The organism is Streptomyces sp. ISL-1, from assembly GCF_018614585.1.
Taxonomy (GTDB): Bacteria; Actinomycetota; Actinomycetes; order Streptomycetales; family Streptomycetaceae; genus Streptomyces; species Streptomyces maoxianensis.
This window is the reverse complement of sequence record NZ_JAGGOI010000064.1, coordinates 33,096-56,369: the sequence shown is the minus strand read 5'-3', so window position 1 is coordinate 56,369 and position 23,274 is coordinate 33,096. Positions and strand designations below refer to the sequence as shown.

The 23,274-nt window shown below is 71.5% G+C and carries 20 protein-coding genes; 11 read left to right on the top strand and 9 right to left on the bottom strand.

Annotated elements, in window-relative coordinates; genetic code table 11:
- Positions 1 to 224: 224 nt before the first annotated feature.
- Positions 225 to 953: a GntR family transcriptional regulator gene (locus J7E87_RS33295; protein ID WP_308313185.1), complete on the bottom strand. Its 729-nt coding sequence runs from the start codon at positions 951 to 953 to the stop codon at positions 225 to 227.
- Between the two features lie 167 nt (positions 954 to 1,120).
- On the opposite strand from J7E87_RS33295, the gene J7E87_RS33290 reads away from it, so the two are divergent.
- From J7E87_RS33290 to J7E87_RS33270, 5 genes are all read left to right on the top strand, one after another.
- Positions 1,121 to 2,398, top strand: coding sequence for an MFS transporter (locus tag J7E87_RS33290; RefSeq protein ID WP_215098385.1), 1,278 nt, complete (start codon positions 1,121 to 1,123; stop codon positions 2,396 to 2,398).
- An 89-nt stretch (positions 2,399 to 2,487) separates the two neighbouring features.
- Positions 2,488 to 3,279 carry a putative hydro-lyase gene (locus tag J7E87_RS33285; protein WP_251018374.1) on the top strand — a complete coding sequence of 264 codons (792 nt, stop codon included), beginning with the start codon at positions 2,488 to 2,490 and terminating at the stop codon, positions 3,277 to 3,279.
- A gap of 23 nt (positions 3,280 to 3,302) precedes the next feature.
- Positions 3,303 to 4,067, top strand: a complete 765-nt coding sequence (locus tag J7E87_RS33280; protein ID WP_215098384.1) for a LamB/YcsF family protein — start codon at positions 3,303 to 3,305, stop codon at positions 4,065 to 4,067.
- The gene (gene pxpB / locus J7E87_RS33275; RefSeq protein ID WP_215098383.1) at positions 4,064 to 4,693 is read left to right on the top strand and encodes a 5-oxoprolinase subunit PxpB; all 630 of its coding nucleotides are present in this window, start codon (positions 4,064 to 4,066) and stop codon (positions 4,691 to 4,693) included. The genes J7E87_RS33280 and pxpB overlap by 4 nt, the downstream gene beginning before the upstream one ends.
- A complete protein-coding gene (locus tag J7E87_RS33270) occupies positions 4,690 to 5,592 on the top strand; it encodes a biotin-dependent carboxyltransferase family protein (protein WP_215098382.1) in 903 nt (300 codons plus the stop codon). The genes pxpB and J7E87_RS33270 overlap by 4 nt, the downstream gene beginning before the upstream one ends.
- Here the strand turns inward: J7E87_RS33270 and J7E87_RS33265 are convergent.
- The 6 genes from J7E87_RS33265 to J7E87_RS33240 form a co-directional block, all read right to left on the bottom strand.
- Positions 5,571 to 9,167 (bottom strand): hydantoinase B/oxoprolinase family protein, encoded by a 3,597-nt coding sequence (locus J7E87_RS33265; RefSeq protein ID WP_215098381.1) that lies wholly within the window; start codon positions 9,165 to 9,167, stop codon positions 5,571 to 5,573. The genes J7E87_RS33270 and J7E87_RS33265 overlap by 22 nt on opposite strands.
- Entirely contained in the window at positions 9,164 to 10,126 is a 963-nt protein-coding gene (locus J7E87_RS33260; protein ID WP_215098393.1) for an SGNH/GDSL hydrolase family protein, read from the bottom strand. The genes J7E87_RS33265 and J7E87_RS33260 overlap by 4 nt, the downstream gene beginning before the upstream one ends.
- Before the next feature lie 635 nt (positions 10,127 to 10,761).
- Complete coding sequence (locus tag J7E87_RS33255) at positions 10,762 to 11,922, bottom strand: glycosyltransferase (protein ID WP_215098380.1); 1,161 nt, start codon at positions 11,920 to 11,922, stop codon at positions 10,762 to 10,764.
- A complete protein-coding gene (locus J7E87_RS33250; protein WP_215098379.1) occupies positions 11,919 to 13,043 on the bottom strand; it encodes a glycosyltransferase family 1 protein in 1,125 nt (374 codons plus the stop codon). The genes J7E87_RS33255 and J7E87_RS33250 overlap by 4 nt, the downstream gene beginning before the upstream one ends.
- Before the next feature lie 105 nt (positions 13,044 to 13,148).
- The gene (locus tag J7E87_RS33245) at positions 13,149 to 14,567 is read right to left on the bottom strand and encodes a HEAT repeat domain-containing protein (protein WP_215098378.1); all 1,419 of its coding nucleotides are present in this window, start codon (positions 14,565 to 14,567) and stop codon (positions 13,149 to 13,151) included.
- Positions 14,568 to 14,812: 245 nt separating this feature from the next.
- Entirely contained in the window at positions 14,813 to 15,205 is a 393-nt protein-coding gene (locus J7E87_RS33240) for an ankyrin repeat domain-containing protein (RefSeq protein WP_215098377.1), read from the bottom strand.
- Positions 15,206 to 15,503: 298 nt separating this feature from the next.
- On the opposite strand from J7E87_RS33240, the gene J7E87_RS33235 reads away from it, so the two are divergent.
- Both J7E87_RS33235 and J7E87_RS33230 read left to right on the top strand, forming a co-directional pair.
- Complete coding sequence (locus tag J7E87_RS33235) at positions 15,504 to 15,698, top strand: hypothetical protein (protein ID WP_215098376.1); 195 nt, start codon at positions 15,504 to 15,506, stop codon at positions 15,696 to 15,698.
- A gap of 54 nt (positions 15,699 to 15,752) precedes the next feature.
- The gene (locus tag J7E87_RS33230; protein WP_215098375.1) at positions 15,753 to 17,336 is read left to right on the top strand and encodes a hypothetical protein; all 1,584 of its coding nucleotides are present in this window, start codon (positions 15,753 to 15,755) and stop codon (positions 17,334 to 17,336) included.
- Between the two features lie 13 nt (positions 17,337 to 17,349).
- Here the strand turns inward: J7E87_RS33230 and J7E87_RS33225 are convergent, their stop codons facing one another.
- The gene (locus J7E87_RS33225) at positions 17,350 to 18,846 is read right to left on the bottom strand and encodes a PLP-dependent aminotransferase family protein (RefSeq protein ID WP_215098374.1); all 1,497 of its coding nucleotides are present in this window, start codon (positions 18,844 to 18,846) and stop codon (positions 17,350 to 17,352) included.
- 101 nt (positions 18,847 to 18,947) lie between these two features.
- Between J7E87_RS33225 and J7E87_RS33220 the strand changes: the two genes are divergently transcribed.
- The 4 genes from J7E87_RS33220 to J7E87_RS33205 all read left to right on the top strand — a co-directional run bounded on the left by J7E87_RS33220 (position 18,948) and on the right by J7E87_RS33205 (position 22,391).
- Positions 18,948 to 19,604 carry a hypothetical protein gene (locus J7E87_RS33220; protein WP_215098373.1) on the top strand — a complete coding sequence of 219 codons (657 nt, stop codon included), beginning with the start codon at positions 18,948 to 18,950 and terminating at the stop codon, positions 19,602 to 19,604.
- Positions 19,601 to 20,365 carry a glycerophosphodiester phosphodiesterase family protein gene (locus J7E87_RS33215; RefSeq protein ID WP_215098372.1) on the top strand — a complete coding sequence of 255 codons (765 nt, stop codon included), beginning with the start codon at positions 19,601 to 19,603 and terminating at the stop codon, positions 20,363 to 20,365. The genes J7E87_RS33220 and J7E87_RS33215 overlap by 4 nt, the downstream gene beginning before the upstream one ends.
- Positions 20,366 to 20,406: 41 nt before the next feature.
- Positions 20,407 to 21,750, top strand: a complete 1,344-nt coding sequence (locus tag J7E87_RS33210) for an MFS transporter (protein WP_215098371.1) — start codon at positions 20,407 to 20,409, stop codon at positions 21,748 to 21,750.
- 266 nt (positions 21,751 to 22,016) lie between these two features.
- Positions 22,017 to 22,391, top strand: a complete 375-nt coding sequence (locus J7E87_RS33205; RefSeq protein ID WP_215098369.1) for an RNA polymerase-binding protein RbpA — start codon at positions 22,017 to 22,019, stop codon at positions 22,389 to 22,391.
- A gap of 117 nt (positions 22,392 to 22,508) precedes the next feature.
- Here J7E87_RS33205 and fxsA read toward each other — a convergent pair whose 3' ends face one another.
- Entirely contained in the window at positions 22,509 to 23,114 is a 606-nt protein-coding gene (gene fxsA, locus J7E87_RS33200; RefSeq protein ID WP_215098368.1) for an FxsA family membrane protein, read from the bottom strand.
- Positions 23,115 to 23,274 lie beyond the last annotated feature (160 nt).

Sequence of the window (23,274 nt, the reverse complement as noted above, 5' to 3'; positions counted from 1 at the left end):
TCCTCGCACTGACAACGGTCGAAACGGCGCAGAGTGACCGGCCCGCCGAGCCCAGGTCCGCCTAGACCGTCCCGGCCCGAACCATCCCCGCCCCGCTGCGTTCCGTCCCGCTCGGCGCGCCGCGCCCAGGTCCACGCCCAGGTCCGGGTCCGGGTCCGCCCGACCCATCCCGCCCGCCGTGCCCAGGTCCGCCCGGACCATCCCGGCCCGAACCGTCCCCGCCGCTACGCTCCGTCCTCGTCCTCGCCCTCGTCCTCCTCCTCGACGAGATGCGCGTACCTCTCGACCAGTTGCATGCGTGAGTCGTCGAGGTAGTCCGCGAGGAGCCGCTCCGCGCCCGACCGGTCCCCGGCCCGCAGGGCTTCCAGAATCGCCCGGTTACGTACGAGATAGGGCTGGTGCAGCCGCCGCGGGTCGTCCACCACATGGAATGCCAGCCGCAGCTCGGCCAGCACGCTGCGCATCAGCTCATCCGTGCGGGCGCTGCCGGCCAGGGCGACGAGTTCGCGGTGGAAGTGAATGTTGGCCGTGGAGACGCCCTTCCAGTCACGCTCGCGCTCCGACCGCTCGCCGCCCGCCACGGCCGCGTCCAGTTGCTCCAGCGCGTACGGCGGCTCTCCGAGCCCGTGCACGACGGCGCATTCGACCAACTGCCGGGTGCGGTAGATGTCCACGACGTCCTGAACGGCGAGCATCCGCACGAACACCCCGCGGTTGAGCTCGTGTACGAGCAGCCGTTCGTGTGTCAACAGCCGGAACGCCTCCCGCAGAGTGTTGCGCGAGACGCCGAGCGCCCTGCCGATGCTGTCCTCCGACAGGCGTTCCCCCGGCGGGAAGTAGCCCTCCGCGATGCGGGTGCGCAGGATGTCCGCGACTCGTTCCGCAGTGCTGGTGCGGCCCAACAGCGGGCGGTCGTCCGCCAGTCCGCCGATCTCGGGCTCCGTCGTCCCCACAACGCCCTCTCTCCCTCGCCGGCCGCTCTCGCCGACGCGCGAACTCCATCGTAGAAGCCAGAAGCAAGAAAGACCCGACATGACTCTTGTCGGATCGTTCAACAATCCCCTAGCTTGGCGTCACCGCACAGTCTCGACAGCACCCCTCCCCCCTCTGCGAGGTGCAGATGAGTACGACCCAGGCACAGTCGAAGCAGGGCGAACTCCCCGAGGACACCGGCGCGTTCGCATGGCTGAAGGCGCTCGGTCCCCGCGGCCGCCGCGCCTTCGGCGGTGCGTTCGGCGGCTATGCCCTCGACTCCTACGACTACTTCACGCTGCCGCTCAGCATGGTGGCGATAGCCGCGTACTTCAGTCTCGACAACGGACAGACCGGACTTCTCACCACCGTCACCCTGGTCGTCTCCGCGGTGGGCGGCGCCGGCGCCGGCATCCTCGCCGACCGGATCGGCCGGGTGAAGGCGCTGATGCTCACGGTGATCACCTATGCGGTGTTCACCGTCCTGTGCGGCTTCGCCCCCAACTACGAGACGCTGCTTGTCTTCCGGGCCCTTCAGGGCCTGGGCTTCGGCGGCGAGTGGGCCGTCGGCGCGATCCTGGTCGCGGAGTACGCCAGTGCCAAGCACCGCGGCCGCACCCTCGGTGCCGTGCAGAGCGCGTGGGCGGCCGGCTGGGCGCTCGCCGTCATCGTCTACACCCTGGTCTTCCAGTTCCTCGACGCCGACACCGCCTGGCGCGTGATGTTCTGGACCGGTGCGCTGCCCGCCCTGCTGGTGATCTACGTACGGCGGAATGTCAGCGACGCGCCTGAGGCGGCCGCGCGTCGCACCGCGAGCACCGAACGCGGCTCCTTCCTCGCGATCTTCAAGAAGGACCTGCTGCGCACAACGTTCTTCGCGACGCTGCTCTCCACGGGCGTCCAGGGCGGCTACTACACGCTCGCGACCTGGGTGCCGACGTATCTCAAGACCGAGCGGGGGCTCACCGTCGTCGGCACCGGCGGCTATCTGACCTTCCTGATTTCCGGCGCCTTCATCGGCTACCTCACCGGGGGCTATCTGTCGGACCGGATCGGCCGGAAGAAGAACATCGTTCTCTTCGCCGTGCTGTCCGCGATCGGGATTCTCGCCTACACCAACATCCCCTCGGGGGCCAACGGTCTGCTGCTGGTCCTGGGCTTCCCGCTCGGCTTCTGCATGTCCGCGATCTTCAGCGGCTTCGGATCATTCCTCAGCGAGCTCTACCCGACCGCCGTTCGCGGCACCGGCCAGGGCTTCACATACAACTGCGGCCGTGGCGTGGGCGCGTTCCTGCCCACCCTCGTCGGCTTCCTGTCCGACAGCTGGGGAGTCGGCGGCGCGCTCGTCCTTGGTGCCGTCGGCTACGGGCTCGCAGTGGTGGCGCTGCTCGGCCTGCCCGAGACGCGTGGCAAGGAGCTGCTGTGAACCGGACGAAGGACGGGACGAAGGACGGGACGGAGTACCGGATGAAGGACGGGACGAGGAACCGGGCGGAGTACCGGCCAGGGACCCCCATGGCGCGCGTCGACGGGCACACCTGGACGCCCGGCGAGGCCCGCAAGCAGTTCCGTTCCGGGGTGACCGGGCCGACCGCCGGCCTGGCTCCCGGCCACACACAGGCGAACCTGATCTCGGTCCCCGCCGACTGGGCGTACGACATGCTGCTGTTCTGCCAGCGCAATCCGAAGCCCTGTCCGGTGCTCGACGTCACCGACGCCGGTTCCTGGTCGACGCCGCTCGCCCCCGACGCCGATCTGCGCACCGATCTCCCCCGCTACCGCGTGTGGGAGCACGGCGAACTCGTCGACGAGCCAACAGACGTCGTGGCGCACTGGCGCGACGACCTGGTGTCGTTCCTGCTCGGCTGCAGCTTCACCTTCGAGTGGGCGTTGTCCGAGGCCGGGGTTCCGATGCGCCATGTCGAGCAGGGCCGCAATGTCCCGATGTACGTGACCGATCGGCTCTGCCGCACCGCCGGCCGGCTGCACGGGCCCATAGTGGTGTCGATGCGCCCCGTGCCGCCCGAGCACCTCGACACGGCGATCAGTCACAGCGCCCTGATGCCGGCGATGCATGGCGGCCCTGTGCACAGCGGTGACCCGGCACAACTCGGCATCCAGGACCTCGGCCGTCCCGACTTCGGCGACCCGGTGGACGTCGAGCCGGGTGACGTGCCGGTGTTCTGGGCGTGCGGGGTCACGCCGCAGGCCGCCGTGACGGCCTCACGGCCGCCGTTCGCGATCACGCACGCGCCGGGGCAGATGTTCATCACGGACGCCCGCGACGAGCAGTACCGCGTGGCTTGAGGCGAAGCAGGAATGAGGAGCACATGACCTGGGCGTCGATCGATCTCAACGCCGACCTCGGCGAAGGCTTCGGCCGCTGGCGGCTGACCGACGACGAACAGTTGCTGTCTGTCGTCACCAGCGCCAATGTCGCCTGCGGCTTCCACGCCGGGGACGCGGTCACCATGCGTCGGGTCTGCGAGCTGGCGGCGGACCGCTCGGTGCGGATCGGCGCCCAGGTCTCGTATCGCGATCTGGCCGGCTTCGGACGGCGTTCCATGGACGTTCCACCCGACGAGCTGGCCGCCGAGATCGCCTATCAGATAGGGGCGTTGGAGATCTTCGCCCGGGCTGCCGGGTCACGTGTCTCGTACGTGAAACCGCACGGCGCTCTGTACAACCGGGTGGTCCACGACGAGGAGCAGGCGGCGGCCGTCGTCGAAGGCGTACTGCTGTCGGGCGAGCGGCTGCCGCTGCTCGGGCTGCCGGGATCGAAGCTGCACACCATGGCGGAGAAGGCCGGACTGCCCGTCGTCACCGAGGCGTTCGCGGACCGCGCGTACACCGCGGAGGGCACGCTCGTGCCGCGCGGGCAGGACGGCGCGGTGCTCAGCGACCCGGCCGCGGTCGTCGAGCGGTCCGTCAGCATGGCGCGGTTCGGGGTGATCACCTCGCGCTGCGGACGGTCGGTCGCGGTGCGCGCCCGCTCGCTCTGTCTGCACGGCGACACCGAGGGGGCCGTCACGCTCGCCCGTAGGGTGCGGCAGGAGCTGGAGACCGTCGGGGTCCGCGTGGAGGCCTTCGTATGAGGGCACTTCCGGTCGGCGACCGGGCCCTCCTCGTCGAGCTGACCGACGGGGACGAGGCCGGCGCGCTCCATGCCGAACTGCTGCGCCGGCGCGCCGCGGGCCTCCTTCCCGCGATCCGGGAGATCGTCCCCGCCGCTCGAACGGTGCTCCTGGACGGGCTCGACGGGCCTGAGCGGTTCGCCCGTGAGCTCGCTCAGTGGGACATTCCGGCGCTCCACGCGCGCGTGCAGGACGCGATCGAGGTTCCGGTGCGTTACGACGGGCCCGATCTGGCGGATGTCGCGGCCCTGTGGCAGGTGCCGGAGGAGGAGGTCGTACGGATCCATTCGGCCGCTGAATTCCGGGTCGCCTTCTGCGGGTTCTCGCCCGGTTTCGGCTATCTGACGGGGCTTCCGCAGCGGTACGCGGTCCCGCGCAGGGCCACCCCGCGCACCTCCGTCCCGGCCGGGTCGCTCGCCCTGGCCGGTCCGTACACCGGGGTGTATCCCCGCTCGTCCCCTGGTGGCTGGCAGCTGATCGGGACGACGGACACGGTGCTGTGGGATCCGGCGCGGGAGTCCGCCGCGCTGCTCTCACCGGGGACGCGGGTGCGCTTTGTGCCTGAGCGGGCCGGGATCCGCCGATGACCGACCGGGCCTTCGCCGTCGTACGGGCCGGGGCGCTGACCACTGTGCAGGATCTGGGGCGGCCCGGGCATGCCCATCTGGGGGTGCCGCGCTCCGGGGCGCTCGACCCGCAGTCGGCCGGTCTCGTCAACCGGCTGGTGGGCAACCCCCCGAGGGCGGCGGTTCTGGAGACCACGCTCAACGGCTGTGTCCTGCGGCCGCGTTGCGCGGTGACCGTCGCGGTGGGCGGCGCGCCGTGCTCCGTCACGGTCGACGGGCGGCCCGTGGCGTGGGGCGCGCCGGTACGGATTGCCGCCGGCTCGCTGCTGGAGGCGGGGCCGGCGGTGCGCGGCGTGCGCAGCTATGTGGCGTTCGCCGGCGGGATCGCGGTCGATCCGGCGCTCGGCAGCCGCTCCACCGATCTGCTCTCGGGGCTCGGCCCGCCGCCCCTCACGGACGGCTCGGTCCTGCCGCTCGGGAAGCCGGCCGGTCCGCCGGCCCGGCTGGACGGCGGCGTGCCGTGGCCCGCCCCGCCGGCGGAACTGGTGCTGCGGGTGCGTTTCGGGCCGCGCGCCGACTGGTTCACGGACGCGGCGCTGAACACCCTGACCCGGGCCGCGTACCGGGTCTCCTCCGCGAGCAACCGCATCGGGCTGCGTACCGAAGGGCCGTGCCTGGAACGCGCCCTGCCAGGCGAACTCCCCAGCGAGGGCATGGTGCTGGGGGCCGTCCAAGTGCCGCCGGACGGCTGCCCGGTGGTCTTTCTCGCCGACCACCCCACCACCGGCGGCTATCCGGTCCTCGCCGTGGTCGACGAGCGGGATCTCGCGGCGGCGGCACAGGCCGTGCCCGGCACGCCGGTGCGTTTCGTCCCGGTCCGCTCCGCCCGGTCCGCCGGCTACGACTCGGGCGTCCCGTAACCCCCGCCGCCGGGTGTGTGCATCACCAGCACATCGCCGGGGCCGACGTCCACCGAGTCCACGCCGTGCAGCTCGCTCACGCTTCCATCCGCCCGCTCCACGAGGTTCCTGCCGAGCGCGCCCGCCTCGCCGCCCGCCATGCCGTACGGCGCGACGCGGCGGTGCCCGGTGAGCAGCGCCACCGTCATCGGCTCCAGGAAGCGGATCTTGCGGACGACTCCGCAGCCGCCGTTCCAGCGCCCCCGGCCGCCGCTGCCCTCCCGTACGGCGAAAGCGTCGACCCGCACCGGGTAGCGCCACTCCAGCACTTCGGGGTCGGTGAGCCGTGAGTTGGTCATATGGGTCTGTACGGCGTCTGCGCCGTCGAAGCCGTCGCCCGCGCCGGAGCCGCTGGCCACCGTCTCGTAGTACTGGACTCGGTCATTGCCGAAGGTCAGGTTGTTCATCGTGCCCGAGCCCTCGGCCTGGACGCCGAGCGCGGCGTACAGCGCGCCCGTGACGGCCTGCGAGGTCTCCACATTGCCCGCGACGGTCGCCGCCGGGTGTACGGGCGCGAGCATCGAACCCTCCGGCACCCGCACCTCAAGTGGCTCCAGGCAGCCGCTGTTGAGCGGAATGTCGTCGGCAACGAGCGTCCGGAACACGTACAGCACCGCCGCCATCACCACGGACTTGGGAGCGTTGAAGTTGCCGGGCTGCTGCGGCGAGGTGCCGGCGAAGTCGATGACGGCGCTGCGCGCGTCACGGTCCACGCTCAGCGACACCTGGATGACCGCCCCTCCGTCGGTCTCGTAGCGATACGAGCCGTCGCTCAGTCCGGCGACGATGCGGCGCACAGACTCCTCGGCGTTGTCCCGTACATGCTGCATATAGGCCTGGACGACATCGAGTCCGAACTGGTCAACCATCCGGCGCAGTTCGGCGATCCCTTTCTCGTTGGCGGCGATCTGGGCGCGCAGGTCGGCGAGGTTGGTGTCGGGCGCGCGGGACGGGTGGGGGGCGGTCGTCAGCAGCTCCCGCGTCTCGGCCTCGCGCAGCTGCCCGTCCCGTACGAGCAGCCAGTTGTCGAAGAGCACACCCTCCTCGTCCACGGTGCGGCTGAAGGCTGGCATGGAGCCGGGGGTGATGCCGCCGATCTCGGCGTGATGGCCGCGCGAGGCCACCAGGAAGCGCAGCTCATCGTCCTCGAACACGGGCGTCACGACCGTGACATCGGGGAGGTGGGTGCCGCCGTGGTACGGGTCGTTGATCGCGTACACGTCGCCCGGCCGCATCACGCCCTCGTTGCGGCGCAGCACCTCCTTGATGGACTCGCCCATCGAGCCGAGATGTACGGGAATGTGGGGCGCGTTGGCGATCAGATTGCCGTCCGCGTCGAAAAGTGCGCAGGAGAAGTCGAGCCGCTCCTTGATGTTGACGGAGTGGGCGGTGTTCTCCAGGCGTACGCCCATCTGCTCGGCGATGGCCATGAAGAGATTGTTGAAGACCTCCAGGAGGACGGGGTCGACATCGGTGCCGACGGCGACCCGGCCCGGGCGGGGCCGCACGCGCGTCAGCAGCAGATGCCCGCTCTCGTCGGCGGCCGCGCGCCAGCCGGGATCGACCACGGTGGTGGCGTCGGCCTCGGCGATGATCGCGGGCCCCTCCACGGCGTCGCCGGGGCGCAGGTCCGCCCGCCGGTACAGGGGCGTTTCACGCCGCTCACCGTCGACGAACATCCGCACCACGGCGCGGGGAGTGAACTCCCCTTCGCCCGCGGTCTCGTCCACGATGTACGCCCCGTGCTCCCCCGCCGTCCCCACCGCTTCGACGGAGACCGCCTCCATGACGAGCGGCTTGTCCATGGTGAACGCGTAGCGCGCACGGTGGGTCGTTTCGAATGCCTCCTTCATGGCTCTGACGCTGTCCAGCGGCACGGGCAGACTGGCGTCCGTGCCCGCGTAGCGGAGCAGCACGCGCGCGTGCGTGCTGATCGCGGCGTCGGGGACAGCGTCGGCGCGCAGTTCGGCGCGGGTTCGGACGGCGAGTTCGTCGCAGAGTGTGCGTACGCGTCCGAGGGCGGCCTCGTCCAGTTCGGCCTCGACCGACTGCTCGCGCATGGCGGTGGCGTCGGCGAGCCCGATGCCGTACGCGGAGAGCACCCCGGCCAGCGGCGGCACGAGGACGGTGTTGACGCCGAGGGCGTCGGCGACGGCGCAGGCGTGCTGGCCGCCCGCGCCGCCGAAGGATGTGAGGGCGTAGCGGGTGATGTCGTGTCCGCGCTGAACGGAGATCTTCTTGACAGCGTTCGCCATATTGAGGACGGCGATCTCCAGGAAACCGGCCGCGACCTCCTCGGGGGTGCGGTTCGTGCCGCTCTCCTTGGCTACCTCCCCGGCCAGTTCGGTGAAGCGTTCGCGCACGGTGTCGGCGTCCAGCGGCTGATCGCCGTCCGGGCCGAAGACCGTGGGGAAGTGGCCGGGCTGGATGCGGCCGAGCATCACATTGGCGTCGGTGACGGTGAGGGGGCCGCCGCGGCGGTAACAGGCGGGGCCGGGCACCGCGCCGGCGGAGTCGGGTCCCACGCGGTAGCGGCGGCCGTCGAAGTGGAGGACGGAGCCGCCGCCGGCCGCGACGGTGTGGATGTTCATCATGGGAGCGCGCATCCGTACGCCCGCGACCTGGGTGCCGAGCTCGCGCTCGAACTCGCCCGCGTAGTGCGACACATCGGTGGATGTGCCGCCCATGTCGAAGCCGATGACCCGGCCGAATCCCGCCTGTTCGGCGGTCCGGGCCATGCCGACCACACCGCCGGCCGGGCCGGAAAGCACAGCGTCCTTGCCGCGGAAGTGGGCGGCCTCGCGCAGTCCGCCGTTGGACTGCATGAACATCAGGCGGATGCCGTCGAGCTCGGCCGCGACCTCGTCGACGTAGCGTCGCAGGATCGGCGAGAGGTAGGCGTCGACGACGGTGGTGTCGCCGCGCGGCACCAGTTTGATCAGTGGGCTGACCTCGTGGGAGCAGCTGACCTGTGTGAAGCCGAGCGCGCGGGCCTCGTCGGCGATGCTCGTCTCGTGGGCGGGGTGACGGTAGCCGTGCAGCAGCACGACGGCGGCGGCGTGGAAGCCGTCGGCGCGGGCGGCCTTCAACTCCTCCGTGACAGCGGCCAGGTCGAGCGGGCGGATTCTCTCGCCGTGGGCGTCGACGCGTTCAGGGACCTCGATGACACGCTCGTACACCGCCTCCGGGAGCAGGATCCGGCGGTCGAAGAGCCTGGGCCGGTTCTGGTACGCGATGCGCAACGCGTCCCGGAATCCCTCGGTGATGACGAGGACGGTCGGCTCGCCGCGCCGCTCGAGGAGGGCGTTGGTGGCGACGGTCGTGCCCATCTTCACGCTGTCGACGCGGTCGGCCGGGACGGGTTCGTCCTGCCCCAGGCCGAGGAGCAGCCGGATCCCGGCGACGGCCGCGTCCCGGTACCGCTCCGGGTTGTGCGAGAGCAGTTTCCGGGTCACGAGCCGTCCGTCGGGGCGTCTGCCCACGACGTCGGTGAAGGTGCCGCCACGGTCGATCCAGAACTCCCAGCGCCCGCTCATTCCCCCATTCTGGCAAGGGGACCGTCCAGTGACACGGCGGCCAGCGCCGCGGAGAGCGCGTGTTCGGCGCTCAGGTCCAGGCGCGCGCTGGTGCCGCGGGCCCAGTGGCGAACCTCCGCGCCCGCCAACCGCATCAGCTGCGGCAGCAGGTCGGTGCAGCGGCGCGCCACCCACGCGGTGCCGGCCGTGGCGAGCCACAGCACGGACGCGGTCCGGCTCGGCGGGGACTGCTCGGGTTCGCCGCCGGGCGCGGTGCCGTGGGCGAGTCCGCGCTCGGCCAGCAGCTCGTGGAAGCGCCGGGCGATCATCCGGTGCCCGCGCTCGCCCGGATGCAGCCGGTCGGCGCTCCACATGGACCGGTCGGCGACCCAGGCGGCGTCGGCGGTATGCAGATGTACGGCGCCGTAGCGGTCGGACAGCGCGTGCACGACGGCGTTGACCGCCCGCTGACGCCTGGCGAGCGGGCGGGCCAGCGGCACGGGAAGCCCGAGCATGCTGCCGGGGTCGGGCAGACAAGCGGTCAGCAGCACGGTGCCGCGGGCCACCAGCTGCTTGCACACGGCATCGAGCTGGCGGGCCATGTCCTCGATGTCGAAGGTGCGGCGCAGGGTGTCGTTGACCCCGACCAGTACGGCGGCGATGTCGGCTTCGAACGCCAGCGCCTCGGGGGTCTGCCGCTCGGCGACGTCCCGGGTGAGCGCCCCGCTCACGGCGAGATTCCGGAATACGGCTGGCGCGTCGCCGCACCCGATCCCGGAGGCGAGCAGAGCGGCCCATCCGCGCCAGTGGTCACCGACGCGGTCGCCGACGCCTTCGGTGAGGGAGTCACCGAGAGCGACGAACCGGGGGGAGCGCGAGGGCGTTCGGCGGACGGCCCCGGCACCGGGCGCGCGGTGGCTGACGGCCGGGGGCCCGGCGGCGGCCGTGGGGGCGCAGGCGTCCACGGGGGCGCCGGTCATTGCGGCCGGGGCCACAACCGCAGCAGAGGCGGCGTACGCATCCACCGAAGCGCCGTCCCCAACCGCCGGGAGCACAACCGCGGCCCCGGCGACGCAAGCGTCCACCGAAGCGCCGGTCGTTGCGGCCGGGGCCACGATCACAGCCGAGGCGGCGTACGCATCCACCGAAGCGCCGTCCCCAACCGCCGGGGTCGCAACGGCAGCCGTGGAGACGCCAGCGTCCACCGAAGCGCCGGTCGCGGCGGCCGCAGCCGCAGCCGCCGCCATGGCGGCGTACACATCCACCGGAGCGCCGTCCCCAACCGCCGGAGGCACGACCGCAGCCGTGGCAACATACGCGTCCACCAGGGCGCCGTCCCCAACCGCCGGGACGCTCCCGGCGCCGCGTTGACCGACTTCCGCCGGCCCGTCGGCGGGCGCAACGCCCTTGTCGCCGACGAACCCGGAGACGTACGCCTCCGCAGGGTCGCTGTGCCTCGTCGGCGGCAGCGCCGGGGCACTTACGCCACTGGCGCGTCGGTGGTCGGCGTGAAGACCGTCGACACGCACCTTCGCCCCATGCCGACAGGCGTCCGCGCCCCCCTCCGGGCCCTCCGAGCCCGGCTCCTCCACCAGCGTGGCGCCCCTGCCCGCGGTCACGCCGTCACCCCTTCTCCGTGTGCGTGCTCGCGCACCGGCGGGGCCTCGTGCGCCGCCAGGAACGCCTCCACCGACCGTTGCCAGTCGAAGAGTTCGGCCCGCGCCCTGGCCGCCTCGCGGCGGTCTTCCTCCGGGCGGGCGAGCAGATTCTGTACCGCGTCGGCGAAGTCCTTCGGGGTGTCGAGGGCGGCCGCTCCCGCGTCGCCCACCACCTCCGGCAGCGCCGATGAGGCGCTCGCCACCACCGGCGTGCCGCAGGCCAGCGCCTCCAGGGCCGAGAGCCCGAAGGTCTCCGCGGGGCCCGGCGCCAGACAGAGGTCAGCCGCCGCCTGGAGGTCGGCCACCATCTCGCGGTCCCCGACATAGCCGAGGAAGACCGCGGGCAGCCGCTCCGTCTTGGCCCTGCGGGTCAGCGCGGCCCGCAGCGGGCCGTCGCCCGCGACCACCAGGGAGGCCCGCACACCGCGTCTCCGCAGCTCGGCGAGGGCGTCCAGGGCCATGCCCGGGCGCTTCTCGACCGAGAGCCGGGAGCAGAGCAAAAGCAGCACCTCGGCCCCGGCGGCGTACTTCGCGCGCAGAACCTTGCTGCGTCGTCCCGGCCTGCAGCCGACCAGATCGACCCCGAGGGGCGCGCGCACCACATTGTGCGCACCGATTCGGACGAACTCCCGCTCGGCCCACTCCGTCGTGCACACGATCCGCGAATACGCCCACGCGGTGTGGCGGTTGAGCCGGTCCGCGGTCCGGGCCGCGAGCGACTCCGAGAGCCCCCACGTCCTCAGCACCCCGTCGGCCGTCTCGTGCGAGACCATCACCGAGGGGATCCGGTGGCGCCGGGCCCACTCGCCCGTCCACCGCAGGGTGGTGCGGTCGGAGACCTCGATCCGGTCGGGCTCGATGCTCTCCAGGACGTCGCGCAGCCGACGCCGGCCCGCCAGCACCCGGTAGCCGCCGGTGCCCGGCAGCTCGGGCCCCGGCAGGGTGATCACCCGTCCCTGCGGGGTGAGCAGGTCGCTCGCCACGTCGCCCGGCACGATCAGCACGGGCTCGTGGCCGGCGGCCAGATAGCCCTTGCCGAGCTCTCGCAGCGCGGTGCGCAGGCCACCCGAGGCCGGGGTGACGAAATTCGCGAGCCGCACGATCCGCAGCGCGCTCATGCCGCCACCGCCGTACGCGCGCCGAGCACCTCGGCGTAGTGGTCGAGGAGCAGGTCCCCGATCACCGCCCAGGTCCTGCCCTCGACGGCGGCCCGCCCGGCCAGCCCGTACGCGGCACGAAGCTCGGGGCTCCCCGCCAGCGTCGCGACCGCGCTCTGCACCGCGCCCACGTCCCGCGGCTCGACCAGCAGCCCGGTACGCCCGTGGTCGACCAGGTCGAGCGGTCCGCCCGCGGCCGGGGCGATGACCGGCACCCCGCTGGCCATGGCCTCCTGCACGGTCTGGCAGAAGGTCTCGTAGGGACCGGTGTGTGCGAAGACATCGAGCGAGGCGAAGATCCGGGCGAGGTCGTCGCCGGTCCTTCGGCCGAGGAAGACCGCCCCGGGCAGTGCGGTACGCAGCGACGGCTCGCTCGGCCCGTCGCCGACGACCACGACCCGTACGCCGGGCATCCCGCAGGCCCCGGCGAGGAGCTCGACATGCTTCTCGGGGGCGAGCCGGCCGACGTAGCCGACGATCAGCTCACCGTTCGGAGCGAGCTCACGGCGCAGTTTCTCGTCCCGCAGCACCGGCCGAAAACGTGCGGTGTCCACGCCGCGCGGCCACAGCCGCACCCGCTCCACGCCGTGCTCCTCCAGATCGCGCAGGGCGGCGCTGGAGGGCGCGAGGGTGCGGTCCGCGGCGCTGTGCACGGTGCGGATGCGCCGCCACGCGGCCCCTTCACCGGCGCCCACGTACGTACGGGCATAGCCCGCGAGGTCGGTCTGGTAGACGGCGACGGCCGGAAGTCCCAGCCGCGCCGCCACCGCCATGCCGCGCACGCCGAGCACGAACGGGCTGGCCAGATGGACGAGCTCGGCCCGGTGGGCGGCGATCGCGGCCGCCACCCGGCGGCTGGGGAGCGCCACCCGTACTTGCGGATATCCGGGCAGCGGCAGAGAGGGAACGCGCACCACGGGGCAGGGCGCGCTCCGGTCGGAGCTGTCGGCCCCGGCGACCGCCGGGGCTATGACGAGCGGATCGTGACCGCGCGCGGCGAGATGCCGGGCGGTCTGCAGGGCGCAGTGCGCCACACCATTGACGTCTGGCGGAAAGGATTCGGTGACGATGACGACACGCATACTCGTGTTGTCGTCTGGCCCGGGGTGGCTGTACCAACGTGGATCTTTACCCCTGGCTAACGTCCCGTGAGCGTTTGTGGCTGGGGGCGTTTCGCGTCCCGAATGTCACACGGCGGGCATATCCGGGCCGATTCTGCTGCGTACGGCGGTTTGCACCTCTGCCTCCTCGGCCGGATCCATGGCCAGGCGGCGCAATCGCTCGGCAACGCGCACATCGCCGGTCTCGGCGTACAGCGCGCCGACTTCCCGCGTGGTCTCCTCGCAGTCCCACAGGCATTCGACGGCGAATCCGGTGGCGAAGGAGGCGTCGGTGGCAGCCAGCGCGCGGGCCGCGCGGCCGCGCAGCTGCGAGGACGCGGTCTCCCGGTACACATGGCGCAGTACGGGTGCGGCGCAGCCGATGCCGAGGCGTCCGGCCCCGTCGACGAGCCTCCACAGCAGGGGTGCGTCGGGCCCGTCGGCCCGTACGGTCTCGCGCAGCGCGCCGAGGACCAGCTTGTCGTCCTTGGCGCCGCCCCGGCAGGCCAGTACGCCCGCCGCGGACGCGCCCAGCGCGTCGGGCCGGTGCACCCAGCCACGGGCCCGGTCGACGGCCTCGTCACCGCACGTCCGCTCGAACGCGGAGACGGCGGCGTCGGCGACGGTGCGGGAGCCGCCCGCCACAGCCGCTTCGATCAGGTCGAGGACGACGGGGTCGCGTGACTCGGCGAGATAGTGAAGGGCGGCGCAGCGCGCGCCGTCGGATCCTTCGCGGGCGGCCGTGACGATCGCGGGCCGGTCCTCGGGTCCCGCGACGGCCGACAGACAGCGGGCCGCGGGCACATGGAGGGCGCTGCCGCGCTCGACTCCCTGGTCGGCCCAGTCGAAGACGGCCTGGACGCTCCAGCCGGGCCGGGGCCCGGTGGGTCGCATCTGGCGCTGCCAGCGGTCGAAGGAACCGGCTTCCCGGGCCGCGCGCACGCGGGCGCCGATCGCCTCGCGCCGGTCCTCGGCCCACAGCCGCCACGGCCGCGGTTCGAAGGCGTCCCGTACCGCGACGGCCAGTTCGGCGTCTCCCTCCGGGGTCGCCGGGAAGCGGGCGAGGACCGGCGCGGCGAGCGCGCTCAGGCCGTTGTCGTCGTCGCGCAGGGCGAGCTCGTCCAGCGCCCAGGCCCAGTTGGCGCCGCCGGCGGCGTACCGCCGCAGAAGCGCGAGGGCATCGTCCCTGCCGTACGAGGCGAGGTGCCCGAGCACGGCGAGCGCGAGGCCGGTCCTGGCCTCATCGGTGTCGATGCAGTCGTAGGGGTCGCACAGGTGCCGCTCGATCTCCTCGAGCCCGCCGTGCAGATCCAGGTAGAGGCGTGCGTAGTACAGGGAGCGGTTCTCAACCTGCCAGTCGTGGCGGGCATCGTTCAGTACGCAGTGGTTGAGAGCCGCGAGCGCTTCTGCGCGCGGCGCGGCGAGCGCGTGCAGCGTGCCGTCACCGCGGCCCCTCTGCAGCAGGCCGAGCAGCGTGCCGCTCGGCGCTATGACTGGATCGAACATGGGAAAAGCCTCACATCAAGCTGTCGACGCAACCGGGGAGTGGGGATGCCTAGGCCGCGCAGCAACATGTAGGGCCGCCCGTCGTCTTCCGCTTGGTGTAGACCATCTTCCTCTGCCTCTCGTCGGTGGCCCCAGGGGAACTCCCGGGTGAAAGTCCGGGGTAGGGCCCGACGTCATGATGACCCACCCATTTCGCCACCGCGACCACATTTACGGCGTCCCTCCCAGCGGCCTCTCAACAGCCCTCAATGACTGCCGAACAGCTCCAAGAGCTCTGTCTTCCCAAACATCCGCGCGGTATCCATCGCGGACGGGGTGCCCGCCGCCGGGTCGGCTCCGCCGGCCAGGAGGACGCGGATGACGGCGTCCTCACCCTTGAAGACCGCGCCGGCGAGCGGCGTCTGGCCGCGGTCGTTGGCCCGGTCCGGCTCGGCGCCGCGGGCGAGGAGCGCCTCCACGGCGGGGGCGTGCCCGTGGTAAGCGGCGAGCATGACAAGGGTGTCGCCACGGTCGTTGGTGAGGTTGGCGGGGACGCCGGCGTCGATGTACGCGGCGAGGGTCTCGGTCTCTCCCCGGCGGGCCAGATCGAAGACCTTGGTCGCCAGTTCGATCACCTCGGGATCCGGGGCTTCACTCATCGGACTGACCGCCTTTCACTGCGTTGACCTGGGGGTGCACGGCAAGAGCCGCCGTACGAGTGAATCGACAGGGTACTGCCCTGAGGTCGACGTGACGCGGCCCGGCCGCGGCGGGGAACAGCGTGGGGGAGGCACTGTGCCGTGCAACCGCGCAGCCTGCCCGCCGATCGGGGACGCGACGTCCGCCAGTGCAGTGAAATCTGTAGAAATTCACCTATTTGGACCTTTTATCACATGGATACTTCCTGTGATTCTGGAACAACTCATGGTGACTGTCCCCTCAACCAGGAGAACTCTCATGGTCCTCTCGATCTCAGGTGTGGTGCTGCTCGCGATCATCGTGTTCCTCTTCTTCAGGAAGGACGGGCTCAAGGCGTCCCACGCGATCGTCTGCTCGCTCTTCGGCTTCTTCGTCGCGGGCACCGCCATCGCCCCCAGCATCAAGGCCGGCAGCGCGAGCCTCGCCAGCCTCCTCGGCGGGATCAAGTTCTGACACCCGCAGCCCACCCAGCACCTACTGCACCTTCCGCACCTTCAGGAGACCGACGTGGCCCGGCGACCACTCCCCCGCATCCTCAGCAGCGGCAGCGCACAGATCGCCCGGAGCCGCCAGGTCGCGCGCACGGCCGCCGACAGCGCCACGGACGTCCTCCATCCGCTGATCGCGATCACTCGTGGTCTGCGGCAGCTGGCCGCGGTGGCCGGGCACAAGTGGGCGGCCACGCCCAAGGAACGGCGTGGCCCCACACTGTTCCTGGCCGCGGCCTGCTTCCTGGTGGTCGCGCTCATGCCGTACGGACCGCTGATCGCCCTGATCGCGGTGATGGCCGCGGCCGCCTGGAAGGGCCGGGTGCGTACGCCGGTGAAGACCGGGCCCGACGAGGCGGAGGCCGGGCGGCTCCGGGCGCTGTACGAGGCCCTCGTGCCGTACTTCTCCGTCGCCGAGGACCCGGCGCCGCTCTTCGCCCACGGCGGCGAGTGGGGCAAGGCCTTCAGCGACTACGAGTTCGACGACAACGGGCGGCTCACCCAGCTTCGGGTGACCTACCCCGCGTACTTCACCGACGGCGAGGCCGAGTCCCGGGCCCGGATCGAGCAGTTGTTGCACGCCAAGTCCGGGCGCGGCCGCGAGTATCTCTTCACCTGGGACGAGGAGGGCAACCAGCTCGTGATGAGCGTGCTGCCCGCCCTTCCCACCTCCATCGCCGCCCAGCGATTCATCACCGTGCCGGGCGAGAGCGTGCTGGGCTTCACCGACCACGGCGCGGTGCGGCGCACCGTGCCGGTCACCCAGGGCGAGGTGACCCGGGACGCGCCGCCCGTCGTCTGGCGCACCGGGCCGCGCTCGACGGAGCCGCATCTGCTTGCGGTCGGCGAGCCGGGCGGCGGCACGACGACCCTGCTTCGCTCGATCGCCCTCCAGTCGCTGCAGCACGGAGACGTACTGATCGTCGAGGGCAGCGGCACCGGAGAGTACGCGTGCCTGACGGGGCGCACCGGCGTGCTGGCCGTCGAATGCGGACTGGCCGGGGCGCTGGCGACCCTGGAGTGGGCCGCGCACGAGACCGAGCGCCGGCTGATCGCCGCGAACCGCGCCCGGCAGGCCGGGCATCCCGCGCCCGCCGACACCAAGCGGCCGTTGTGGATCCTGCTGGACCGGCCGAGCATCTTCGGCCACCTGGCGGCGGCCGACGGGGGCACCGATCCGCAGGAGCTGCTGCAGGTGCCGCTGCGGCACGGCAGGGCGGCGCAGGTGACGGTGGTCGTGGCCGAACAGTTCGACAGCGTGGACTCGCTCACCGAGACCGTGCGGACGCACACTCGCGCCCGGGTGGTGCTGGGGCCCGCCACCTTTGAGCAGATCGAGTCGGTGCTCGGGACGAAGCCGCACACCACGCCGACACCCGATGTCCCGCCGGGCCGTGGTTACGCACGGCTCGGTACCGGCCCGGTGCTGAGGCTTCAGGTGCCGGCGACCCCGGACCCGTACGACGAAGCCACCAGCGAGGCGCACCGGCAGGCCGTGCTGGAGCTGCTGCCGGAGTACCCGGACGGGACCGAGCCGGCCGCGGCGCTCTCGCCGGATCCCGCGCACGTTTCCGTGCCGGCGGCCGTCCCGGCCGAGGGCTGACCGGCCTCCGCCGTCAGGCGACGAACGTCCGCGGCGCCTCCGTACCGGTGGTCACTCCCGTCTCGACGAGCCGCGCGGCAGCCGCCAGTCGCGCTGCCGCCTCCTCCGCGACCGGACCGCCCACCGTGAACGGCAGCCGCACATAGCCCTCGAAGGCGCCGTCGACACCGAAGCGCGGCCCGGACGGCACCCGCACGCCCACCCGTTCACCGACCTCCGCGAGTCGCGATCCGGACAGCCCTCCCGTACGCACCCAGAGGGTCAGCCCGCCGCTCGGCACATCGAACTCCCAGTCGGGCAGCTCCCGGCGGACCGCCGCGACCAGCGCGTCGCGGTTCCCGCGCGCCTGGGCCCGGCGGATGGAGACTGCCTGCTCCCAACCCCCGGTCTGCATCAGCCAGTTGACGGCGAGCTGTTCCAGGACGGGCGTGCCCAGGTCGGCGTACGCGCGGGCCGCGACCAGCGAGCGGATCACGTCGGGCGCCGCGCGCACCCAGCCGATGCGCATGCCGGCCCAGAACGCCTTGCTGGCCGAGCCGACCGTGAGGACGGTGCTGCCCGCCGGGTCGAAGGCGCAGACCGGCCGCGGCATGTCGATGTCGTCCAGGTGCAGCTCGGACATGGTCTCGTCGACGACGAGGACGGTGCCCGCGGAGCGTGCGGCGTCGACGAGGCGGCGGCGCTGGTCCTCGTCGGCCAGCGCTCCGGTGGGGTTGTGGAAGTCGGCCACCACATACGCGAGCCTTGGTGCCGCGTCCCGCAGCACCTGCCGCCAGCGCGGCATGTCCCAGCCGGACAGCCCTTCGGCCATGGCCACCGGCACCAGCCGGGCGCCGGCCTCACGCATCAGCTGAAGGATGTTGGCGTAGGAGGGGGATTCGACGGCGATGCGCTCGCCGCGCCCGGCGAAGAGATGGCAGATGGCGTCGATCGCGCCCATCGCCCCGGTGGTGACCATGATCTGCTCGGGCATGGTGGGGATGCCGCCCGCGGTGTAGCGGTCGGCGAGCGTCTGGCGCAGCGCGGGCAGGCCGGCCGGGTAGTCGCCGTGGGTGTGCGCGTACGGCGGCAGTTCTTCGAGTGCGCCCTGGACGCTGCGGGTGAGCCAGGGTTCGGGTGCGGGCAGGGCGGCACAGCCGAGGTCGATCACCGAGCCGAGGGACTCGGGCGGCAGTGGTTCGAGTCCGCGAGCGGGCAGCGGGTTCCCGGCCGGCACGGCTGTCCAGCTGCCCGCTCCCCTGCGAGACTCCAGGAAGCCCTCGGCGCGCAGCGCCTCGTAGGCCGCGGCGACGGTGGTGCGGCTGACCGACAGCGACAGGGCGAGTTCGCGTTCGGCGGGCAGCCGGGCGGCGACGGGGACGCGGCCTTCGAGGACGAGCAGCCGGATGCCGTCGGCGAGTGCGCGGTAGGCGGGGGGCTTGCGGGTGCCGGGCCCGCCCGGGCGTGTCTGTTGCGAGGTGAGCTGCCGGGCAAGCTGAGCCGCACCCACCGCAGAGGTCCACTGCGTCATGAAAGTCAGTCCACCTTCCTCGAATTGGCCATGGTTGACGTTTGTTCCGTAGCCACAGAGTGTCACGCATCAGTCCACTACCACCAGAGGGGGGCGTCACTGTGTCCACGGTGTCGAGGCATCTCACCGGCAGACTGCTGCAGCTTTACATCGGTCTGACGCTGTACGGAGTGAGCTCGGCGCTCCTGGTGCGCGGGGGGCTCGGTCTTGAGCCGTGGGGGGTGCTGCATCAGGGCCTGGCCGAGCTGACGGGGCTGACGATCGGCGTCATGTCGATCATCGTCGGCGCGGCAGTGCTGCTGCTGTGGATTCCGATGAGGCAGCGGCCGGGGCTCGGCACGGTCTCCAACGTCTTTGTGATCGGCGTGGCGATGGACGGCACGCTCGCGCTGGTCCCGGACGCGCAGGGGCTCGGGGTGCAGATTCCGGTGCTGATCGGGGGCATCGTGCTCAACGGCGTCGCGACGGGTCTGTATATCTCGGCGCGGTTCGGCCCCGGTCCTCGTGATGGCCTGATGACGGGGCTGCATCGCGTCACCGGCCGCTCGATCCGACTGGTCCGTACGGCCATCGAGGTGGCCGTCGTGGCGACCGGTTTCGTGCTCGGCGGTTCGGTGGGGATCGGCACGGTCGCCTACGCCCTCGCCATCGGGCCACTGGCGCAGCTGTTCCTGCGCGTCTTCGCCATCTCCGAGGAGGACAGCGGCAGCACGGTCGTCGCCGGCGGGACACCGGAGCAGGCGATACTGCGTAAGTGACCCGCACACTCCACCCCTACCTGGACCATCCCTCCACCCTCGCCTTCGCCCATCGCGGCGGCGCGGCGGACGGGATCGAGAACACCGCGGCCGCCTTTTGGCGGGCCGCCGACCTCGGTTACCGCTACTTCGAGACCGATGTGCACACCACCGCGGACGGCAAGCTGGTCGCCTTCCACGACACGACGCTGGACCGGGTGACGGACGCGAGCGGCAAGATCGCGGCGCTGCCCTGGAGCGAGGTCCGGCAGGCCAGGGTGGGTGGCAAGGAACCGCTGGCGCTCTTCGAGGAACTGCTGGAGGAGTTCCCGGAAGCCCGCTGGAACGTGGACATGAAGGCGGAGCCCGCGCTGACCCCGCTGGTCGACCTGGTCCGCCGCGCGAGCGCGTGGGACCGGGTGTGCATCGGCTCGTTCTCGGAGGGCCGGGTGGCGCGGGCGATGCGGCTCGCGGGCCCGCGGCTGGCGACCTCGTACGGAGTGCGCGGCGTGATGGGGCTGCGGCTGCGCTCGTACGGAATTCCGGCGGCGCTGCGGATGGGCGCAGTGTGCGCGCAGGTCCCGGAGTCGCAGAACGGTATCCGGGTGGTGGACCGCCGCTTTGTGACGGCGGCGCACGAAAGGGGTCTGCAGGTCCATGTCTGGACGGTGAACGACGCTGATCGGATGGCAGCACTCCTGGACCTCGGAGTGGATGGCATCATGACCGATCATCTGGAGACGTTGCGCACGGTACTGACCGACCGGGGAGTCTGGGTCTGAACCCGCGCGTCTGCACCACGGGACGAGCGAGGGGGCGCGGGATGACGGACACCGCGGACCGGACGGCCGGGACGAATGATCGTCGGCGCGAGCAACACGGCTGGTATTTCTACGACTTCGCGTGCTCCGTCTACTCGACGAGTGTGCTGACCGTCTTCCTGGGGCCGTATCTGACGGCGGTGGCCAAGGCCGCTGCGGACGCCGAAGGCTTTGTGCATCCGCTGGGCATTCCGGTACGGGCGGGATCGGTCTTCGCCTACGCCGTGTCCGTCTCGGTGGTGGTCGCGGTGCTTCTGATGCCGCTGGCGGGTGCGGTGGCCGACCGTACGGGACGCAAGAAACCGTTGCTCGCGGTGGCCGCCTATGTAGGGGCGGCCGCGACGGCAGGGATGTTCTTCCTCGACGGCGAGCGGTATCTGCTGGGCGCCTTCCTCCTGATCGTCGCGAACGCGTCGCTTTCGGTGTCGATGGTGCTCTACAACGCCTATCTGCCGCAGATCGCGGAGCCGGACGAGCGCGATGCGGTTTCGTCGCGGGGCTGGGCCTTCGGCTATACCTCCGGCGCACTGGTGCTGGTGCTGAATCTGGTCGTCTACTCGGGCCATGATTCGTTCGGTCTCTCGGAGTCGGCGGCGGTACGGATCTGTCTGGCGTCGGCCGGCCTGTGGTGGGGCGCTTTCACGCTCGTGCCACTGCGGCGGCTGCGGGACCGGCGGGTGGCGCCGAGCGGCGAGGGCGCGGTCGGGTCCGGCTGGCGGCAGTTGACGACCACGCTGCGGGACATGCGCCGGTATCCGCTGACCCTGTCGTTCCTGCTGGCCTATCTGATCTACAACGACGGGGTCCAGACAGTGATCTCACAGGCGTCGATCTACGGCTCCGAGGAGCTGGGCCTCGACCAGACGACATTGATCATCGCGGTGCTGCTGGTGCAGGTGCTCGCGGTGGCGGGTGCGCTGGGGATGGGCCGACTGGCCAGAACCCACGGAGCCAAGCGGACGATCCTCGCCTCGCTCGCCGTCTGGACGCTGATTCTGGTGTCCGGGTACTTCCTTCCGGCCCGGGAACCGGTCTGGTTCTTCGCCCTGGCGGGCGCGATCGGGCTGGTTCTGGGCGGCAGCCAGGCGCTGTCGAGGTCGTTGTTCTCGCATCTGGTACCGCGCGGCAAGGAGGCCGAGTACTTCTCGGCGTACGAGATGAGCGACCGCGGCCTGAGCTGGCTGGGGCCGCTGGTGTTCGGCCTGGCGTACCAGCTGACCGGCAGTTATCGGGACGCGATCATCTCTTTGGTGGTCTTCTTCGCGCTCGGTTTCGTACTGCTGGCGCGGGTCCCGTTGCGGCGTGCGGTGGCCGCCGCGGGCAACCCCGTCCCGGAACGGATTTAGACGTTGAAGTGAAAGGCCGGTAGTGTACGCCTTTGGCCTGCCAGGCGGACCGTTACTGCGTGCTGAAGAAGTGAAATCACAGGGTGACACTTTCTGTCAGATGTGACAAACCGGTCAATGGTGGGTACCCCAAACCTTGGGAAAGCAGCGGCACGACGGGCGACGCATGACCCGGAACGGGAATCTTTACCGCCGACCGGACGTTGACCGGATGACGACGACAGCGACACCTGTCCTGTGGGCGACAAGCCCGGGAGGCACGATTCATGAGTGAGCGAGCTCTCCGCGGAACGCGACTCGTGGTGACCAGCTACGAGACGGACCGCGGCATCGATCTGGCCCCGCGCCAGGCGGTGGAGTACGCATGCGAGAACGGCCATCGATTCGATATGCCGTTCTCCGTAGAGGCGGACATTCCGCCGGAGTGGGAGTGCAAGGCGTGTGGCGCCCAGGCACTCCTGGTGAACGGCGACGGCCCCGAAGAGAAGAAGGGCAAGCCGGCGCGAACGCACTGGGACATGCTCATGGAGCGGCGCACCCGCGAGGAGCTGGAGGAAGTGCTGGCCGAGAGGCTGGCGGTCCTGCGTTCCGGTGCCATGAACATCGCTGTGCATCCGCGGGACAGCCGGAAGTCCGCCTGACCGCGTAACACCGCACGAACAGCCTCATAGAACACAAGAGCCGCGGGCCGTCTCACTCTCAGTGAGAGTGAGACTGCCCGCGGCTCTTGTCCTGTTCGCGGATCCCGTCAGATCCCGTCAGGGGGTCAGCGGAGGTCTGGGGCCCTCGTCCTCGTAACTCCGCGGCGGCGTTGCCTCGTGCCGGATGACCTCACCCTGCACGACCTTCCCGTCCGGCCGGTGAATGCGGGCCTGCTGGAAGGCGTCGCCGAGGCTGCCGGGCGCGGCAGCGCGCATACGGCTCTGCACGGACCGCTCCGCGTACCGTCCGAGCATCGAGCGTACGGGCGGCACCAGCAGCACCAGCCCGGCCACATCGGAGATCAGGCCGGGCAGCATGAGGAGCAACCCGCCGAGCATCAGGAATCCATTGCCAGTGCTGCCGCTGCCGGTCCCCGGGCTGCCTGCGCCGGCGGATGGACTCTGGCTCTGGCCGGTCTGCTGCTGCTGCTGCAAGGTCTCGGTGAGGCTGCGGAACGCGCGGCGGCCGGCCCGCTTGATCACGACGCCGCCGAGGACGGCGCCGCCGACGAGCAGGGCGAGCACCGCGAGTCCGCCGGCCGTGTCCGCGACGAGGGTCAGCAGCCAGATCTCCAGCACCAGCCAGGCGGCGACGCCGAGCGGGATGAGATTGCGGGCGCTCGAGCGCCTGGGGGCTGTCGGGGGCGGTGTGCCGGTCGTCATGGTCCCAGTGTGCCTGGACGCCCGCCGGAGCGGCGTAAGCGGGCGATCAAAAAGATCGCGGACGGCCCGGTGGCCGTCCGCGACGCGGGACGACGTGCATCTCAAGAGGACTTGCGGCCCCGGGAGGGCTCGCGGCGCCAGAGCGCTTGCGGTGTCGGGA

Excerpts from the sequence above, each read along its gene's own strand:
- J7E87_RS33280 (WP_215098384.1), top strand. The coding sequence starts at position 3,303 with ATGACCTGGGCGTCGATCGATCTCAACGCCGACCTCGGCGAAGGCTTC.
- J7E87_RS33210 (WP_215098371.1), top strand. The coding sequence starts at position 20,407 with ATGACGGACACCGCGGACCGGACGGCCGGGACGAATGATCGTCGGCGC.
- J7E87_RS33260 (WP_215098393.1), bottom strand. The coding sequence starts at position 10,126 with ATGACCGGCGCCCCCGTGGACGCCTGCGCCCCCACGGCCGCCGCCGGG.
- J7E87_RS33285 (WP_251018374.1), top strand. The coding sequence starts at position 2,488 with ATGGCGCGCGTCGACGGGCACACCTGGACGCCCGGCGAGGCCCGCAAG.
- fxsA (WP_215098368.1), bottom strand. The coding sequence starts at position 23,114 with ATGACGACCGGCACACCGCCCCCGACAGCCCCCAGGCGCTCGAGCGCC.
- J7E87_RS33235 (WP_215098376.1), top strand. The coding sequence starts at position 15,504 with ATGGTCCTCTCGATCTCAGGTGTGGTGCTGCTCGCGATCATCGTGTTC.
- J7E87_RS33270 (WP_215098382.1), top strand. The coding sequence starts at position 4,690 with ATGACCGACCGGGCCTTCGCCGTCGTACGGGCCGGGGCGCTGACCACT.
- J7E87_RS33290 (WP_215098385.1), top strand. The coding sequence starts at position 1,121 with ATGAGTACGACCCAGGCACAGTCGAAGCAGGGCGAACTCCCCGAGGAC.
- J7E87_RS33205 (WP_215098369.1), top strand. The coding sequence starts at position 22,017 with ATGAGTGAGCGAGCTCTCCGCGGAACGCGACTCGTGGTGACCAGCTAC.
- J7E87_RS33225 (WP_215098374.1), bottom strand. The coding sequence starts at position 18,846 with ATGACGCAGTGGACCTCTGCGGTGGGTGCGGCTCAGCTTGCCCGGCAG.
- J7E87_RS33240 (WP_215098377.1), bottom strand. The coding sequence starts at position 15,205 with ATGAGTGAAGCCCCGGATCCCGAGGTGATCGAACTGGCGACCAAGGTC.
- J7E87_RS33250 (WP_215098379.1), bottom strand. The coding sequence starts at position 13,043 with ATGCGTGTCGTCATCGTCACCGAATCCTTTCCGCCAGACGTCAATGGT.
- J7E87_RS33245 (WP_215098378.1), bottom strand. The coding sequence starts at position 14,567 with ATGTTCGATCCAGTCATAGCGCCGAGCGGCACGCTGCTCGGCCTGCTG.
- J7E87_RS33255 (WP_215098380.1), bottom strand. The coding sequence starts at position 11,922 with ATGAGCGCGCTGCGGATCGTGCGGCTCGCGAATTTCGTCACCCCGGCC.
- J7E87_RS33265 (WP_215098381.1), bottom strand. The coding sequence starts at position 9,167 with ATGAGCGGGCGCTGGGAGTTCTGGATCGACCGTGGCGGCACCTTCACC.
- pxpB (WP_215098383.1), top strand. The coding sequence starts at position 4,064 with ATGAGGGCACTTCCGGTCGGCGACCGGGCCCTCCTCGTCGAGCTGACC.